Origin of the sequence: Frankia sp. CgMI4 (genome assembly GCF_001756285.1) — a bacterium.
GTDB lineage: Bacteria > Actinomycetota > Actinomycetes > Frankiales > Frankiaceae > Frankia > Frankia casuarinae.
In genome coordinates, this window is sequence record NZ_MAQZ01000119.1 from 1 (window position 1) to 15,202 (window position 15,202).

A 15,202-nucleotide genomic window follows, 5' to 3' on the forward strand; every position below is an offset into this window, starting at 1 on the left:
CACCCGAGCAGGCACTCCTGGTGCTCGTCCACCTCCGCAAGGGTGAACGCTACGAGCAGCTCGCCGAGGGCTTCCAGGTCAGGTCAGTGATCATGTCGGCTTGCGCCGGCACCCTGTCCTGATGAGGATGTTGGTGCCGTCCGGTCCGACGTCGTCCCTCTGTGGTGCCTGCGAGCCCGTAGGTCAGTGTGGCGCGGAGGTCCTGAGGAATCCTGTCCTGCTGCCACGAGCGCGTACCTCAGAATCTTTGATGACAGGCCCTCCCCGGGCGGTCCGTGTGGATCACTGATCGTAAGGGAAGGAGGCGGTCTTTCATGGATGTGCTGATCGACCGGGTCGCCGGGTTGGACGTGCACCGGGACACGGTCGTGGYGGCGGTCCGGGTTGGCGGGCGTGGTGGCGGCCGGCGGGGGGAGGTGCGGACCTTCGCCACGACGGGAGCGGGACTGACCCGGCTGGCCGGGTGGCTGTCGGAACAGCGGGTTTCTCTGGTGGGTATGGAATCCACCGGCGTGTACTGGAAGCCGGTGTATTACATGCTGGAGGATTCCTTCGAATGCTGGCTGCTGAACGCCCAGCACATGCACAATGTTCCGGGTCGGAAGACGGATGTGACCGATGCGGCGTGGATCGCGCAGCTGCTGGAACATAGTCTGGTCCGGCCGTCGTTCGTGCCCCCGAAACCGATCCGGGCGTTACGGGATCTCRCCCGGCACCGGCGCACGACGATCGAGGACCGTACCCGGGCGGTGCAACGCCTGGAGAAGGTCATGCGGGACTGTGGGATCAAGCTGACGTCGGTGGCCTCGGAACTGTTGGGGAAGTCCGGTCGGGTGATGATCGAGGCGATGCTCGCCGGGGAGGAGGACCCGGAGGTGCTCGCGGATCTCGCGCGGCGCTGGCTGCGGGTGAAGATCCCGCAGTTGCGGGAGGCGTTGGCCGGCCRGCCGTTGGCGGATCACCAGAAGCTGCTGGTCCGTCAGTTGCTGGCGCAGATCGACCTGTGTGATACCGCGGTCGCGGAGCTGGACCGCAAGGTCGAGGTGATGCTGGCCCCTTTCGTGGACCTGGTGGGGCGGGTGATGACGATCCCCGGGGTGGCCCAGCGGACGGCGCAGTGTCTGATCGCCGAGGCGGGGATGGACATGGGCCGCTTCCCGACCGCGGCGCATCTGGCGTCCTGGGCGGGGATCTGTCCGGGTAACCACGCCTCCGGTGGGAAGGCCCGGTCGGGTCGTAGCCGTCAGGGGTCGACGTGGCTGCGGACCGCGCTCACCGAGGCGGCGCACGCCGCCGCCCAGACACGCGGGACACCTATCTGGCCGCGCACTACGCCCAGATCCGGGGCCGCCGTGGCGTCCAGAAAGCCGTGGGGGCGATCCGCCACGACATTCTGATCGCCTACTGGCACATCGTCCACGACGACACCGTCTACCGGGACCTCGGCCCTGAATGGATGCGGCGCCGGCACAGCACGGAAGCCCAGCAGAAACGCCTCGTCGCCCAACTCGAGAAACTCGGCCTGAAAGTAACCATCGAACCCGAACAGCCCGCCGCCTGACCACCCAGGAGGAATAGCCACAACCGAACAGCCACGCTGTGACGCCGGGCCCGACCACCCGGCGCGGTCAGCCACGCCCGCAACCGACCCAGCCCACACCGGAAATCCTCACCTCAGAGGGCGGCTGGTCGGTTTTCCGCGCTGGCGGGTGCGGTGGGCCAGGCGGCGGTGTCGTCGCGGGTGATCGGCTGGCCGGTGACCTCGAAGCGGTGTCCGTCGAGGTAGGTGATCGTGACTTCGACGGGGCGTCCGCTGGTGCCGCTGATCGAGATGCGGGTGAGGACGAGCAGCGGGGTGCCGCGGGAGACGCCGAGGTCGCGGGCCTGCTCGGGGGTAGCCGCGGCGGCGCCGACGCGGGGGTGCCAGGTGAGGGGGCCGTGGCCGAAGTCGTGTTCGAGCCGCTCGTAGATACCTCCGGGTCCGGTGGAGGCGGCTTCGAGGATGGTGCCGCGGGCGAGCGCGGCGGGAAGGTAGGAGTCGGCGATCTGGACCGGGTGGCCRTCGGGGCCGACGATCCGGTGGCGTTCCAGCACATCGCTACCGATGGGGACGTCGAGGAGGCGGGCGATGTGTGGGGGCGCGGGCAGCCAGCGGCGGGTGGGTGGCGCAGTGGGTCGCCAGTGGCCGGCGGCGGCGTTGAAGATGTAGCCGAGTTCGTTGCGGCGAACCTGTCCGCCGACGTCGACGGGTTGCGGGGGTGCGGTGGGGTCGAGGACGAGGGCGCCGGAGCGGTCGGCGATGCGGATGCGGCCTTCGAGAGCCAAGAGGCCGAGGGCTTCGGTCAGGACGCCGCGGCCCACGGAGAACTCCGCGGTCAGCTGGCTGTGGCCGGGCAGGCGGCTCCCCACCGGGTAGGGGGTGGGGTCGGCGTCGAGGCGCCGGCGTAGCTCGGCGGCGATCTCCTCATATCTGGGCATACCGGCACTCCTCGTCACTCAAACTGTACCGGTACTGTTTTCGATCTCTCGATAGGATCACTCTTCCTGTACCGGTACAGCCGACGTTACCAGCGTGTAACGCCACGACGGGTGAGGTGTTCGATGCCAGCTGATCACTACCAGGAGTCGACGTACGGCGATGCGATCGCCGACACCTACGACGACCTCTACGGCACCTTCGCCGCGGACCCCGTGCAGATCAAGGTGCTCGCCGCGTTCGCCGGGGACGGCCCGGCGGTCGAGGTCGGCTCGGGCACCGGCCGGGTCGCGCTCCCCTGGCCCGCGCGGGGGTCCCGGTCGTCGGGATCGACGCTTCCGGGGAGATGACCCGCCAACTGCACCGATCCGCCGTGGCAGAGGGGCTTGCGGTCACCGCGGTCGAAGCCGACGCGGCGACCTTCACCGTCGCCGACCCGGTCCCCCTGGTCTATGCCGTGTTCAACACGTTCTTCCTCCTCGCCGACCGCGACGTCCAATCCCGGTTCCTGGCGCAGGCCGCGAAGGCCCTCGGCGACGGCGGATCGCTGGTGCTGGAGACGTTCGTGCCCCGGCCGGGGCGGCTGCCGGACGGGGCGCATCCCGGCATGTTCCCCGCCGACTCGGCCGTGGTGGTCAAGCAGCGCAGCACCGAGCGTGTGGTGCTGTTCGCCGCCACGAACACTCCCACCGCCCGCACCTTCGACTACCACGAGATCGTGCTGGCCGACGGTGCGCCGGTCCGGATGTACCCGGGTCGGATGCTCTACCTGTGGCCCGAGGAGATCGACGCCTTGGCGGCAGCCGCGGGTCTCCGACTCGCGTACCGGTGGGGCGACTGGGACGCCACCGCCTACGACCCCAACGCCGCCCGCAAGCACGTCTCGGTGTACCGCCGCTGAACGACGGTCCCGCGCTCAGCCGCGAGCGGCGTCGCGGCGGTCGTAGGCGTGGGCTGCGAGGTCGCGGCAGACCACGGCGAAGTCGAGACCGGCGGCGTGCAGCCCCATCGGCCAGGTGCTCGTGTCGGTCATGCCGGGGGCGACGTTCACCTCCAGGAACTGCGCGACCCCGTTCCCGTCGACGATCAGGTCGGTGCGGGACAGGTCTCGCAGGCCCAGCACCCGGTGCGCCGTGAGCGCGGTCTCGGCGGCGGCGCGCAGGATCTCCTCGCTGAGGCGGGCCGGGGTGAAGAACGAGGTGGCACCCGCGGTGTACCGGGCCGCGTAGTCGTACACCCCCGCCCTCGGCTCGATCTCGACGRCCGGCAGTGCGACCGGCCCCTCCCCGGTGTCGACGACCCCGATGGCGATCTCGACCCCGGCGACGGCCTGTTCGATCAGCGCCGAGTCGTGGTAGCCGAAGCAGCTCATCAGCGCCTCAGCGAGTTCACCCGCGTCCTCGACGCGYGTTACGCCGAACGCCGACCCTCCCGCGCGGGGCTTGACCACGACGGGCAGTCCCAGGCGGGCGACGATCCGCTCGATCAGCGCGGCGGCCCCCAGATCGTGAAAGGCCTCGCGGGGCAGCGTCACCGCCGCCGGGGTCGCCACCCCCGCCGCGGCGACCGCCGCCTTCGCTGTCGCCTTGTCGAACGCCACCCGGCACGCCGGGGGCAGGGCGCCGACGTAGGGCAGGTCGTACAGATCCAGCACTTCGCGGATCGTGCCGTCCTCCCCCGAGGTCCCGTGTAGTACCGGGAACACCACGTCGGGCGGGTCGGCAGCCAGCGCGGGCAGCGTCGCGGCGTCGACATCCGCCAGCTCGGCCTCGACCCCGATGCGGGCCAGCGCGTCGCGCAGCTTCCCCCCCGAATGCAGGGAGACCTCCCGCTCGGGGGACAGCCCGCCGGCGAGGATCAGCACACGGCCCAGATCAGTCATCGTCGGATCCTTCACGGTGTCGGGCATATCAGGGACGGGAGGGGTGGGAACCGAAGGTGTCACGAAGGGCCAGCTCGTCGCGCACGACCGCGCTGAGGCGACCGACCCCCTCCCGGATACGCTCCGGGGACGGGTAGCAGTACGACAACCGCATGCTGATACCACCCGACCCGTCGGCGTAGAACCCGACCCCGGGCACATAGGCCACCCGGGCGGCGATCGCCCGCGGCAACATCGCCTTCGTGTTCACCCCGTCCGGCAGCGTCAACCACACGAAGAACCCCCCGTCCGGCCGAGTCCAGGACGCACCGGCGGGCATCGCCTCGTCCAGGGCGTCGAGCATGGCGTCGCGGCGCTCCTGGTACATCTCCCGGAACGCCTTCACCTGCTCCGTCCACGGCTGCGTCGCCAGATACCGCTCCACCGCCAGCTGCGTGAACATCGACTGCGACAGGATCGCCGACTCCGCCGCCAACACCAGCCGCGCCGTCACCGCCGGCGGAGCCAGCGCCCACCCCACCCGCAGCCCCGGCGCCAACGTCTTCGAGAACGACCCCAGATACACCACGTCGTCCGCCGCGTCGGCGCGCATCGCCCGCACCGGCTCACCCGTGAACGACAGCAACCCGTACGGGTTGTCCTCCACCACCAGCACCCCCGCCCGGCGGCACAGCTCGATCACCTCGGACCGCCGCGGCGCCGTCAGCGTGATCCCCCCGGGATTCTGAAACGTCGGCACCGTGTACAGCAACTTCACTTGGGCACCGTCCGCGGCCAGCCGCGCCAACATCTCCGCAAGCGCGCCYGGCGACAGGCCGTCGCCATCCATCGGCACATGCACGATCCGCGCCTGATAGGCCGCGAACGTGTTGATCGCCGTCACGTAGGTCGGCCCCTCGGTGACGACCACGTCGCCCGGGTCGATGAACACGCGGGTGAGCAGATCCAGCGCCTGCTGCGACCCGGCGGTCACCACCACATTGTCAGGGTGGGCGTCGGTGATGCCCTCCATCGCCATCACGTCACAGATCCGCGCCCGCAACCCCGGATCGCCCTGCGCCGAGCCGTACTGCAGCRCCACCGCACCCCGGCTGCGCACCAGCTCCGAGACCGTCGCCGCGACCGCCTCCAACGGAAGGACGTCCACCGGGGGCATGCCGCCGGCGAGTGACACGATCTCGGGACGGGATGCCACCGCGAACAACGCCCGAACCTCGCTCGCGATCATCCCCTGAGCACGCTGGGCGTACTGATCCCGCCACCGATCGAGAGTCACGCTCCGCGACACTACCTGCCGTACCCACCTCACCGCACACCAAGCCGCGACCACCACGACGATCRCCATCCGCCCTGCCAGTCCTCGACGCCATCACGATCATCCTATCGAGGCGTCGCTACGACCGTTTGACCCCGCCCTCCACTGTCCGGTCCGTCACCCGCCGCCTGGGCGCCGGCTGGAGCGTCGACATCGACGGCGATAGGTACCTCGCGCAGCAGATCCTCGCCTTCCTGCTGTCCGATCTCGTTCGCGGTGCCGAGGCCCACCTCGGCGAGGCCGTGGGCTCGGCCGTCATCTCGGTCCCCGTGACCGCCGGCTACCCGCTGCGGCGGGCGGCGGCCGAAGCCGCGGCGATCGCCGGCCTGAGAGCCGAGCTGCTCATCAGCGGCCCCACCCTGACGGGCCTCGTCTACGCCCACGACAAGGGAGACCGGGAACAGACGATCCTGGTCTTCGATCTTGGCGGTGGCACCCTGGACGTGTCGGTGCTGGAGCTCGGGGACGGTGTGGTCGACGTGAAGTCGACGGCGGGCGACCCGGGCCTCGACGGCGGGCGACCCGGGCCTCGGCGGCGACGACTGGGACCAGCGGATCATCGATCATCTGGTCAGGACCTTCCAGGGCCGGCACGGCGTCGACCTCGGCACGGACAGGACGGCGCTGGAGCGGCTACGGGAGGCCGCCGAGAAGGCCAGGATCGAACTGTCGCAGTCCACCCAGACCTCGATCACCCTGCCCTACCTCACCACCTCGGCCGAGGGCCCGCTGCACCTGGATGTGACCCTAACGCGGGCCGAGTTCCAGCGAATGACCCAGGATCTGATCGACCGCTGTCGGATCCCGTTCCGGCAGGCCGTCAAGGACGCYGGGATCAAGGCCAGCCGAATCGACCACGTCGTGCTCATCGGCGGCTGCACCCGGATGCCGGCCGTCGTCGACCTGGTGCGCGAGCTGACCGGCGGCAAGGAGCCGAACAAGAGCGTCAACCCCGACGAGRTCGTCGCCGTCGGCGCCGCGCTGCGGGCCGGTATCAGGATGGGGGAGGTCAGGGACGTCTTTGACCTCGATGTCATTCCGCTGTCCCTGGGCGTCGAGACCGAGGGCGGCGCCATGACCACGTTGATCGAGCGCAACACCACGATCCCGACGAAGCGCTCCGACATCTTCACGACGGCCGAGGACAACCAGCCGTCCGTGCGGATCCAGGTGCTCCAGGGCGAGCACGAGATGGCGGCCCACAACAGGAAGCTCGACAGGTTCGAACTCACCGGCCTGCCCGCGGCGCGGCGCAACGTGCCGCGGATCGAGGTAACCATCGACATCGACGGCGACATGTACGTCTCGGCGAAGGACCTCGGCACMGGCCGGGAGCTGTCGGCGCAACTCGGCGCGGACACCGCGCTGTCGCGACAGGACCTCGACCGGATGACGGCGATCGCGCGCAGGCAGTTCGACCAGGACCGCCGACGCCGCGAGGAGGCCGAGACCCGCAACCAGGCCGAGTCACTGGCCCACGCGGCCGAACGACTCCTCGCCGAGCGCGGGAGCCGGTCCAGAGCCGCCGCCCGCGCCGACGTCGAACGAGGGCTCGCCACACTGCGCGCTGCCCTCGCCGGCAGCGACCCCGCCGCGATCCGCGCCGCCGCCGAGGACCTGCGAAGACGGCTCCGACGCACCGCAGGCACACCCGAACTGCTCAAACGACCCTGGCGGCGCGCCGGACGTACGGAACCTTGATCGCGGCAGTCGGCGTACTGCGCCCGAGCCGTGCGGCGTGTGCAACGCGGGTGCGGACCAAGGGCCGTCCGGACTACCTAAAGATGCTGGTGAGACGCCTGAAACTATGCCGGCACGATCGGTACCACCCCCAGGACACACATGCCTCGATCTGCGCGTCYGCCAAACCCACCCCGACTGTTGTACGTTTGTTGTACGGTGGCCTCATGAGTGTCGGGTTCCGTCCCACCGAAGAGGACCTCCGGRTCGTCGAGGCCAACCGCCGTCAGGACGAGAAGACCAGCGACGTCATCCGGCGTGCCCTGCGGCTGCTGGACCGGGAGGYGTGGGAGACGCGCGCCCGCGAGGACATGCACCGGCTGCGGAACGAGGACCTGTCCGCCGAGCCCGACGCGTGGGGGTATGACACCAACGGCAATATTGTGATCACAGGTACGAACCTCGCGGTACCAGCCAGGTCCCAGGACCAGCCCTGATCCGCGGGGCGGTATACCCGGTCGACCTCGGCGACRCCAAGCGCGGGCATGAACAGCGGGGGCGTCGGCTCGGCCTCGTCCTGAGCATGGAACAGAACACGTGGTCCACGGTCACGATCGCTCCCACGTCGACCAGCGCGCAGGCATCCACCTTCAGACCAGAGGTGATCATTGCGGGACGGTCGACCAGGATCCTGATCGACCAGATCCGGACCATCGACAGCGCCTATGTCGCGGGTGAACTCGTGGACTACCTCTCCCGCGATGACATGGCCCAGGTCGAGCACACCCTCTCGCGCTACCTCGGCCTGCTTCGCTAACGCGTCGCCCGGTGCTCMCCGTAGATCAACCTCCCCTCACGACTGGACACCCACCGGGCATCTTGTGGACGTCCCCCCAGCAGCCTCCGCCTGGCGGGCCAGACTCTGTGGGACATCTGTGAGAACGGCTGMCCCATTGACCCGGTCTCGAAAAGGAGGCGAAGATCGGTGGCAGGCGTCAGGCACGTGCTGTTCGACGCGGACGGAGTCCTTCAGGAGATCCCTGGAGGTTGGTACGCGGCGATGGAGCCGTACCTGGGCGAGCGTTCGCGGGAGTTCCTCCACCGGACCTGGAAGGACGAGCTCCCGATGCTCGCGGGGCGCGGTGACTACATGCCGGTGCTCGCGGCGACCCTGGCCGAGTTCGCCGTATCGACGCCGGTCGAAGACGTGTACCGAGACGTGTGGCACCGGATCGACGTCATGGACGAATCTCTCGCGCTGGTCCGGGCCCTGCGGTTGCGCGGTTACGGTGTCCATCTCGGCACGAACCAGGAGCGGCACCGCGCCGCCTACATGCGCTCGGCGCTTGGCTACGACCGCTTGTTCAACGTCAGCTGCTACTCCTGCGACCTCGGCATCGCCAAGCCCGCCCCCGCCTTCTTCACCGAGGCCGCCCGCCGCATCGGCGTGGACCCGGCCAGCATCCTGTTCATCGACGACAACGAGAAGAACATCGCAGGCGCCCGTATCGCTGGTCTCGCCGCGGAGCAGTGGACCATCACCCAGGGCCGCCACACCCTGCTCCCCTTGCTCGCCCGACATGACGTCATCCCAGACCACACGGGTTGATTCACTCGCAGCAGGATTCCACCAGACGTCGGGCCGCTGGAACCATGTCGCCRCACAGTCCCATCGGCCGAGCCGCGCGGCATGTGCACCCCAGGGATGGACCCGGGATGCGACCCGATCACCCAAAAGATGCCGGTCAGAACCTTGATGGCGGTACAGGCACGGTCGGTACCATCCCCGGGTTGCAGATGCAAGGCCGCTTGGGCTCCGCCCTTCCGCAGGCCGCACTTTGGCTTATTTCGTCCATATGGATGAAGGGTGGCCCGGTCAGGGCCCACAAAAGCCCTGGCCGGGCCGGCGCTGGCTCAGAGCACCGTCGGCTGGTGGTGGCTGCCGTACGGACGGGTGATGATTTCCATACCATGCCCCGCCGGATCCATAAAGTACACGCCCAGGCCACCGTGGTTTCGGTTGGGGGGTGTCAAGATAACGGCTCTGCCAAGATAACGGTGTAAATCGGGTTGAGGTGGGCTACTTGCGGCCTGCGGTGAGCCGGCCGTCGAACGCGACGTCGAAGGCGTTGAGAGCGCCCTTCCAGCGGATCACCCAGCGCTTGCGGCCCTGCCCGGTGGGGTCGAGGCTCATGACCGCCAGGTAGATGCACTTCAGCGCGGCGGTCTCGTTCGGGAAGTGCCCGCGGGCCCGGACCGCGCGGCGGATCCGGGCGTTGACGCTCTCGATCGCGTTGGTCGAGCAGATCACCCGGCGGATCTCGGCGTCGAAGGCCAGGAACRGCGTGAACTCCGCCCAGGCGTTCTCCCACAACCGGACGATCGCCGGATACTTCCCGCCCCAGGCCTCGGCGAACTCCAGCCACCGCTCGGTGGCCGCGATCCTCCTGGTCGGGCTGGTGGCGGTGYTGCTGGACACCACCATCGTCAACGTCGCCACCGCGCGGCTGGCCACGGACCTGCACACCGGCGTCTCCGTGGTGCAGTGGGTGAGCACCGCGTTCCTGCTCGCCCTCGGCGTGAGCATCCCGCTGACCGCCTGGGCCGTCGGCCGCTTCGGCGGCCGGGCGGTGTGGCTGGCGGGCGTCGCGCTGTTCACGGTCGGCTCGGCGCTGGCCGGCGCGTCGTGGAACATCGGCGGCCTGATCGCCTTCCGGGTGGTCCAGGGACTCGGCGGCGGACTGATGCTGCCGGTGCAGCAGACCCTGCTGGTGCGCGCCGCCGGCCCGGCCCGGCCCGGCTGGGGCGGGTGATGGCCGCGATCAGCCTGCCCGCCGTGGTGGTCCCGATCCTGGGCCCCGTGGTCGGCGGCCTGATCCTGCAGGCGGCGAGCTGGCGCTGGATCTTCCTCATCAACGTGCCGATCGGCCTGCTCGCCTTCGTCCTGGCCTGGCGCGGGCTGGACCGCGACCAGGACCGGCAGCGCCGCCCGCTGGACGTCGCGGGCCTGGTGCTGTTCGTCCCCGGCGCGGTCGCCCTGCTCTACGCCCTGACCCGGGTCGCGCAGCTCGGCGTCCGGCCGGGGGCCTGGGTGCCGCTGGCCCTCGGCGTCCTGCTCCTGGCCGGGTTCGCGGTCTACGCGGCGCGGGTCGGCGACGCCGCGATGCTCGACGTCCGGCTGTTCCGGGTCCGGTCGTTCGCGGCCTCCTCGGCGCTGCTGTTCCTGTCCGGGCTGTCGCTGTACGGGGTGGCGTTCCTGCTACCCCTCTTCTACCAGCAGGTCCGCGGATACTCCGCGCTGACCGCGGGGCTCCTGCTGGCTCCCCAGGGCATCGGCAGCCTGGCGGCGCGCAGGTCCGTCGGCAAGCTCTCGGACCGCTACGGGCCGCGTCCGGTTGTGCTCGCCGGGGTGGTGTGCGCGCTGGTCGGGAGCCTGCCGTTCGGCTGGGCCGGCGTGCACGGCGGCCAGGTGCCGCAGATCGCCGGCCTGGTGGTGCGCGGGGCGGGGCTGTCGGCGGTGAACATCGCCGTGATGGTCGCCGCCTTCCAGGGCCTGTCCAAGGACCGGATCCCGCACGCCAGCAGCACCACCCGGATTCTGCTCCAGGTGGGCGGCTCGTTCGGGGTGGCGGTGGCCGCCGTGGTGCTTCAGCACGAGCTGGCCGGGCACCCCGGCGGCCCGGTGGCGCACGCCTCCGGGTTCGGCGCCGCGTTCCTGTGGATGACCGCGTTCACCGTGGTCGCCGTGCCGCCGGCGCTGATGCTGCCAGGTAGGCGGCGGCCGGAACCCGAGGCGGCCGCGGCCGCCCTGCCCGTGACCCCGGCGGGGTCCGAGGCGCAGAGTCGACCGGGCCCCCGGTGCCCGGCCTGGTGCCCGAGCACGTCGCCGCTCCGAAAGGCATGCACTAACCTGGGGGAGAGCCGGCCGGGCCCGTCGGCGTCGCGGCCGTCACCGAGGGATCCGCACATGGCCACTGAGACATCCCCGCCCGCTGGGATCCCACCCGCCGAAGTCCCGGCCGCCGAGCGCCCGGTCGCGCCGGCGATGCGCGCCGACGCCCGGCGCAACCGGGCCCGGGTGCTGAAGGCCGCGCAGGAGGCCTTCGCCTCCGTGGGGCTCCAGGTCGGCCTGGACGAGATCGCCCGCCGGGCCGGGGTCGGCGCCGGGACCGTCTACCGGCACTTCCCGACCAAGGAGGCCCTCTTCGACGCGGTGATCCTGGACCGCGCGCAGCGCCTGGTGGACCGCGCCGAGGAGCTGGCCGACGCCCCCGAGCCGGGCGCGGCCTTCTTCGCCTTCATCTCCGGGATGCACCGGGAGAGCGCCGCCAAGCGTGACCTCATCGACGCCGTGGCCGGGATAGGCGTCGACATTACCGCCAGCCTCACCGACGTCAACCGCGGCCTGTGGGCCGCCGTCGAGGTGCTGATGCGCCGGGCCCAGCAGGCCGGGACGGTGCGGACGGACGTGGACATCACCCTGCTCAAGGTTCTGCTGCGCGCCGTGTTCATCGCCAACGACGGCGTGGGCGGCGGGCCGAAGGAGGCCGACGGTGTGATGGCCGTGATCTGCGACGGGCTGCGAGCGCAAGCGGCCCGGTGAGACCGGTTCCGGTCTCACCGGGCCGTCGGCGGCGCCGCTGCTCAGCCGTCCGACTTCGGCTGACTCAGTCGGCTGACGCCGGGGCGAGTCTCCCCTCAGCGCCCGGCGGCTCGGCCGGGATCGGAGGTCCGGCAGCCGCCTGGACCAGCGCGCCCAGGCCGGTTTCCCCGTCCTGGTCGGCGAGCACGCGGGAAGCCGGGATGAACAGGCTGAGCACCGCGGCGGCGAGCAGCACCGCCACCCCCACCCACAGCGCCGCCACCATGCCGTGAACGAACGCGCGGGCGGCGTCGAACGGGAAAGCCCGGACCACGGTGAAGTGCGCCAGGTACACCGTCGACAGYGCCGCGATGCCGAGCGCGCCGCCGATCTCGCGGACGGTGTTGTTCGCCCCCGAGGCCTTGCCGTACTCGTGTGGCCGCACCGAGCCCAGCACCACGGCCATGGTCGGCGCGAACACCAGACCCATCCCCACCCCGGCCAGGACCAGCGCCGGGACCAGCCGGGCGTAGGACAGGCCGACCTGGGCGATAGCCGCCACCCAGGCCAGGCCCAGCCCCTGCAGGGCCAGCCCGGAGGCCATCAGCCGGTTGCCCCCCACCCGGTCGATGCAGGCCCCGGTGATCGGGGCCACYAGCATCGGCATGGCCGACCACGGCAGGGTMCGCACTCCCGCGCCCAGCGCCGAGTAGCCAAGGGAGTCCTGGAAGTACTGCGACAGGAAGAAGATCGAGCCGAACACCCCGAAGTAGAAGGCGAGCGACACCAGGTTGCTCAGCACGAACGCGGGTTGCCGATAGAAGTGCAGCGGCAGCAGCGGCGAGCGGGCCCGGCGCTCCCAGGACACGGCCGCGGTCGTCAGCACGACCGCGGCGGCCAGCGGGACCAGGACCGACGGGGAGGCCCAGCCGGCCGTGCCGACCTGGACGATGCCCCACACCGCCAGGGTCACGGCGCCGATCACCAGCGCCATGCCGGGCAGGTCCAGCCCGCTGTCCTCGCCGTGGCTCTCACGGACCCCGCGCAGGACGAACGGCACCGCGCCCACGGCCACCCGACGCTCTCCCTCGGCTGGGGCCTGTGGGCCGACACCGGCGGCGCCGRCATGACCAGCGCCATGCGGACCGCCGACGTGGCCCGCCTGGCCCGCAAAAGATGGGCGGCCCAACGATCCGAGACGCGGTGCCGCACGACATGTCGGCGATCCKGGAGATCGCCGATGAACACGAGATCCGAACCAGTTGGCCGTGGAAGGTCCGGACTTACGCGCCCTGGATTCTTCGCTGATCCTCATTCCACTGCGGTCTGATTGTGGGGGCGCCTGCCCGTTCCCAGCTGAGCGCAGGTGACGATCCTCCGGATCGTGCATCGGCGGCGACGGTATCGGCGGTGCTGCACATGTCCGGGGCCGCGGACGGTGACCGCACCGGTGCCACCCAAACCGATTCCCAAGGGCCGGTTCACCGCGGGGTTCCTCGCTCGACTTCGCTACGAGAAGTATGTCCTGGGCCTGCCGTTGCACCGGATCGCTCGGGCGCTGGCTGCCGACGGGCTTGAGGTCGCCGAGGGCACCCTGTGCGGGGCGTTGAAGGACGTGCATGGCCTGCTCGGCGGGCTCGACGATCAGATCGCGGCGCGTAACGCCGCCGCCGGCCATGTCCACGCGGATGAGACGACGTGGCGGGTGTTCGAGCGGGTCGAGGGCAAGGACGGGACCCGCTGGTGGCTGTGGGTCTCCAAGCCATCGACGACAATCACAGCAAGGCGGTGCCGATCGTCCGCGTCCGYCATGCACAGAAGTGTGATCCGGCACCGAAGCTCGCGTGTCAACCGGGTGGTTGTCGTGAGCAGCCGCGTCCGACACCTCACCGGCCGGGGGACCTCACCTGATCATCAAGGCCGGCGATCTAGATCAACTACAGTGACCAGTTACGAGGATGTGGCGGACGCGGTCCTGGGCGTCGCTTGCCCGACCACGGGCTCGGGCTTCGCAGTGGACCATCGCAGCCTGCGGCCTGGTGGCGGGAATGCTGAAGATCCACCGCATATCGGCGAACTGCTACCGGAATCAGGGCTGGCCGGCGTGTCAACAAGGTCATGGCAGCAGTGCGACCGGCTTCGTGAGGCGGACGACGGAGAAGTGCCGGCGTTCGGCGATCGCGAGCACGGAGGCGTCAACGGCGCCGAGCGGGAAGTCGCTGTACTTCTCGACCAGCTCGACCATCCGGTCGAGGTCCTGGCGAGCAAGCGGGATCAGGCTGATCTGTCCGGTGCTGATGGAGCGCAGGAACGCGGCTTCGGCACGGGTGCCCTTCTCTCGTTCGAGCATGAAGCAGACTTCGGTCAGGACGGGATAGGGAACGAGTAGCGGCCGGGGCGTGCGCCGCATGAGCGCGACGCTGCGGGCGTGGTGCTCGTCGTCGATGTCGGCGGCGGCGATCAGCGGCCCGGTGTCCCAGACGATCACTCGGGATTGCGCCCGAGCTCCGCGCGCAGGATCTCAGCCGAACGGTCGGCGAGGTCGCCCTTGCCGCTGGCCAACGCGCCGACGAAATCCGGCAATGGCCACTCGTCTCCGCCGCCCTCGGCGGGTGCGCTCTCGCGCACGAGAGCCAGGATCGGCGCCACCTGCGATTCGGGCAGGCGGTCGATCAGACTGTGCAGCTCGTCCCGCAAGGTGCTCACCCATTGAGGATACGACCGACGCGTGGCCACCCACCGAGATCCGCCGGGACGCGAGCTGAACGGCGGATCTCAGTCCCGCGCGGCAGCCACAGTCGCAGTGTGGGCCGCGCCGACGACGTAGACCAGGTTCTGGCCGGTGAGATCTTGGCGGAACTCGGCCGAGTCTCCGTAGCCGGCGTCGGCGAGGACCGGGCAGGCACACCATCCGGTGAGTTCGGCTGGGGCTTGCCGCCGGGGACGCGGCGTCAGGCCAGGACGAGGGCGACTCGCCCTTGACGGGACGACGGGACCAGCTCGGCGCCGCCAAGGGGGCCACAGCGTCCGAACCCGCCAGACCTGCGGAACGTGTGTTCGATTCTCGCAATGATGTTGCGAGTCGGGTGCTCACTCGGCATCGCCCCTGCTCGGGAGCCTCGTAGAGACCGGGCGAACGGCGATTTCAGGACCCTGAACCAAGATCGGGCGGTTCTCAGCTTGTCGTTTAACCTTCGGGTGTCACTCTGTGTGATAGTCGCTGGTGGTTTGGGGTGGGCCGGCGTGTCGCCGTGACGTGAAGCGGCC

General features: G+C 70.2%; 15 protein-coding genes and 5 pseudogenes. 12 read left to right on the top strand and 8 right to left on the bottom strand.

Annotation, left to right across the window (positions count from 1 at the left end):
• The 3 genes from Manayef4_RS26255 to Manayef4_RS26260 all read left to right on the top strand — a co-directional run.
• Positions 1–122 (top strand): transposase family protein (locus Manayef4_RS26255; RefSeq protein WP_256388627.1); only part of this gene is annotated, 122 nt, incomplete at its 5' end.
• A 192-nt stretch (positions 123–314) separates the two neighbouring features.
• A complete protein-coding gene (locus Manayef4_RS20415) occupies positions 315–1,397 on the top strand; it encodes an IS110 family transposase (RefSeq protein WP_254665763.1) in 1,083 nt (360 codons plus the stop codon).
• Positions 1,370–1,561, top strand: a complete 192-nt coding sequence (locus Manayef4_RS26260; protein ID WP_051623932.1) for a hypothetical protein — start codon at positions 1,370–1,372, stop codon at positions 1,559–1,561. The genes Manayef4_RS20415 and Manayef4_RS26260 overlap by 28 nt, the downstream gene beginning before the upstream one ends.
• Before the next feature lie 113 nt (positions 1,562–1,674).
• Here Manayef4_RS26260 and Manayef4_RS20420 read toward each other — a convergent pair whose 3' ends face one another.
• The gene (locus Manayef4_RS20420) at positions 1,675–2,478 is read right to left on the bottom strand and encodes a GntR family transcriptional regulator (RefSeq protein WP_023842093.1); all 804 of its coding nucleotides are present in this window, start codon (positions 2,476–2,478) and stop codon (positions 1,675–1,677) included.
• 123 nt (positions 2,479–2,601) lie between these two features.
• On the opposite strand from Manayef4_RS20420, the gene Manayef4_RS25505 reads away from it, so the two are divergent.
• Positions 2,602–2,826, top strand: coding sequence for a hypothetical protein (locus Manayef4_RS25505; RefSeq protein WP_023842092.1), 225 nt, complete (start codon positions 2,602–2,604; stop codon positions 2,824–2,826).
• Positions 2,823–3,377, top strand: a complete 555-nt coding sequence (locus Manayef4_RS20425; RefSeq protein WP_023842091.1) for a hypothetical protein — start codon at positions 2,823–2,825, stop codon at positions 3,375–3,377. The genes Manayef4_RS25505 and Manayef4_RS20425 overlap by 4 nt, the downstream gene beginning before the upstream one ends.
• A gap of 15 nt (positions 3,378–3,392) precedes the next feature.
• On the opposite strand, the gene Manayef4_RS20430 is transcribed toward Manayef4_RS20425, so the two are convergent.
• Together Manayef4_RS20430 and Manayef4_RS20435 are read right to left on the bottom strand one after the other, a co-directional pair.
• Complete coding sequence (locus Manayef4_RS20430; RefSeq protein ID WP_070132939.1) at positions 3,393–4,358, bottom strand: D-alanine--D-alanine ligase; 966 nt, start codon at positions 4,356–4,358, stop codon at positions 3,393–3,395.
• Positions 4,359–4,386: 28 nt separating this feature from the next.
• The gene (locus tag Manayef4_RS20435) at positions 4,387–5,586 is read right to left on the bottom strand and encodes a PLP-dependent aminotransferase family protein (RefSeq protein ID WP_070132942.1); all 1,200 of its coding nucleotides are present in this window, start codon (positions 5,584–5,586) and stop codon (positions 4,387–4,389) included.
• 191 nt (positions 5,587–5,777) lie between these two features.
• Between Manayef4_RS20435 and Manayef4_RS23545 the strand changes: the two are divergent.
• The 4 genes and pseudogenes from Manayef4_RS23545 to Manayef4_RS20460 all read left to right on the top strand — a co-directional run.
• Positions 5,778–7,293: pseudogene (locus Manayef4_RS23545) on the top strand (Hsp70 family protein); the annotation flags it as partial.
• A 287-nt stretch (positions 7,294–7,580) separates the two neighbouring features.
• Positions 7,581–7,772 (top strand): annotated as a pseudogene (locus Manayef4_RS20450) (hypothetical protein); the annotation flags it as partial.
• 74 nt (positions 7,773–7,846) lie between these two features.
• Entirely contained in the window at positions 7,847–8,170 is a 324-nt protein-coding gene (locus tag Manayef4_RS20455; RefSeq protein WP_070132936.1) for a type II toxin-antitoxin system PemK/MazF family toxin, read from the top strand.
• A 168-nt stretch (positions 8,171–8,338) separates the two neighbouring features.
• On the top strand, positions 8,339–8,962 hold the full coding sequence (locus Manayef4_RS20460) for an HAD-IA family hydrolase (RefSeq protein ID WP_023842083.1): 624 nt from the start codon (positions 8,339–8,341) through the stop codon (positions 8,960–8,962).
• 305 nt (positions 8,963–9,267) lie between these two features.
• Here the strand turns inward: Manayef4_RS20460 and Manayef4_RS26820 are convergent.
• Positions 9,268–9,375: pseudogene (locus tag Manayef4_RS26820) on the bottom strand (VOC family protein); the annotation flags it as partial.
• Positions 9,376–9,433: 58 nt separating this feature from the next.
• Positions 9,434–9,772: pseudogene (locus Manayef4_RS20465) on the bottom strand (transposase); the annotation flags it as partial.
• Between the two features lie 40 nt (positions 9,773–9,812).
• Between Manayef4_RS20465 and Manayef4_RS25510 the strand changes: the two are divergent.
• Positions 9,813–10,166 carry an MFS transporter gene (locus Manayef4_RS25510; protein WP_198031067.1) on the top strand — a complete coding sequence of 118 codons (354 nt, stop codon included), beginning with the start codon at positions 9,813–9,815 and terminating at the stop codon, positions 10,164–10,166.
• Entirely contained in the window at positions 10,166–11,956 is a 1,791-nt protein-coding gene (locus tag Manayef4_RS25515) for an MFS transporter (RefSeq protein ID WP_023842081.1), read from the top strand. The genes Manayef4_RS25510 and Manayef4_RS25515 overlap by 1 nt, the downstream gene beginning before the upstream one ends.
• A gap of 64 nt (positions 11,957–12,020) precedes the next feature.
• Here Manayef4_RS25515 and Manayef4_RS23560 read toward each other — a convergent pair whose 3' ends face one another.
• Positions 12,021–13,010: an MFS transporter gene (locus Manayef4_RS23560; protein ID WP_023842080.1), complete on the bottom strand. Its 990-nt coding sequence runs from the start codon at positions 13,008–13,010 to the stop codon at positions 12,021–12,023.
• 375 nt (positions 13,011–13,385) lie between these two features.
• On the opposite strand from Manayef4_RS23560, the pseudogene Manayef4_RS26265 reads away from it, so the two are divergent.
• Positions 13,386–13,682: pseudogene (locus tag Manayef4_RS26265) on the top strand (transposase); the annotation flags it as partial.
• A 369-nt stretch (positions 13,683–14,051) separates the two neighbouring features.
• Here the strand turns inward: Manayef4_RS26265 and Manayef4_RS20485 are convergent.
• On the bottom strand, positions 14,052–14,423 hold the full coding sequence (locus Manayef4_RS20485; RefSeq protein WP_023842079.1) for a PIN domain-containing protein: 372 nt from the start codon (positions 14,421–14,423) through the stop codon (positions 14,052–14,054).
• Positions 14,420–14,641: a hypothetical protein gene (locus tag Manayef4_RS20490; protein ID WP_035734479.1), complete on the bottom strand. Its 222-nt coding sequence runs from the start codon at positions 14,639–14,641 to the stop codon at positions 14,420–14,422. The genes Manayef4_RS20485 and Manayef4_RS20490 overlap by 4 nt, the downstream gene beginning before the upstream one ends.
• Positions 14,642–15,202 lie beyond the last annotated feature (561 nt).

What these genes read in the sequence shown, in the direction of transcription:
- Manayef4_RS25505 (WP_023842092.1), top strand. Translation starts at nt 2,602, where the DNA reads ATGCCAGCTGATCACTACCAGGAGTCGACGTACGGCGATGCGATCGCC.
- Manayef4_RS20425 (WP_023842091.1), top strand. Translation starts at nt 2,823, where the DNA reads ATGACCCGCCAACTGCACCGATCCGCCGTGGCAGAGGGGCTTGCGGTC.
- Manayef4_RS25515 (WP_023842081.1), top strand. Translation starts at nt 10,166, where the DNA reads ATGGCCGCGATCAGCCTGCCCGCCGTGGTGGTCCCGATCCTGGGCCCC.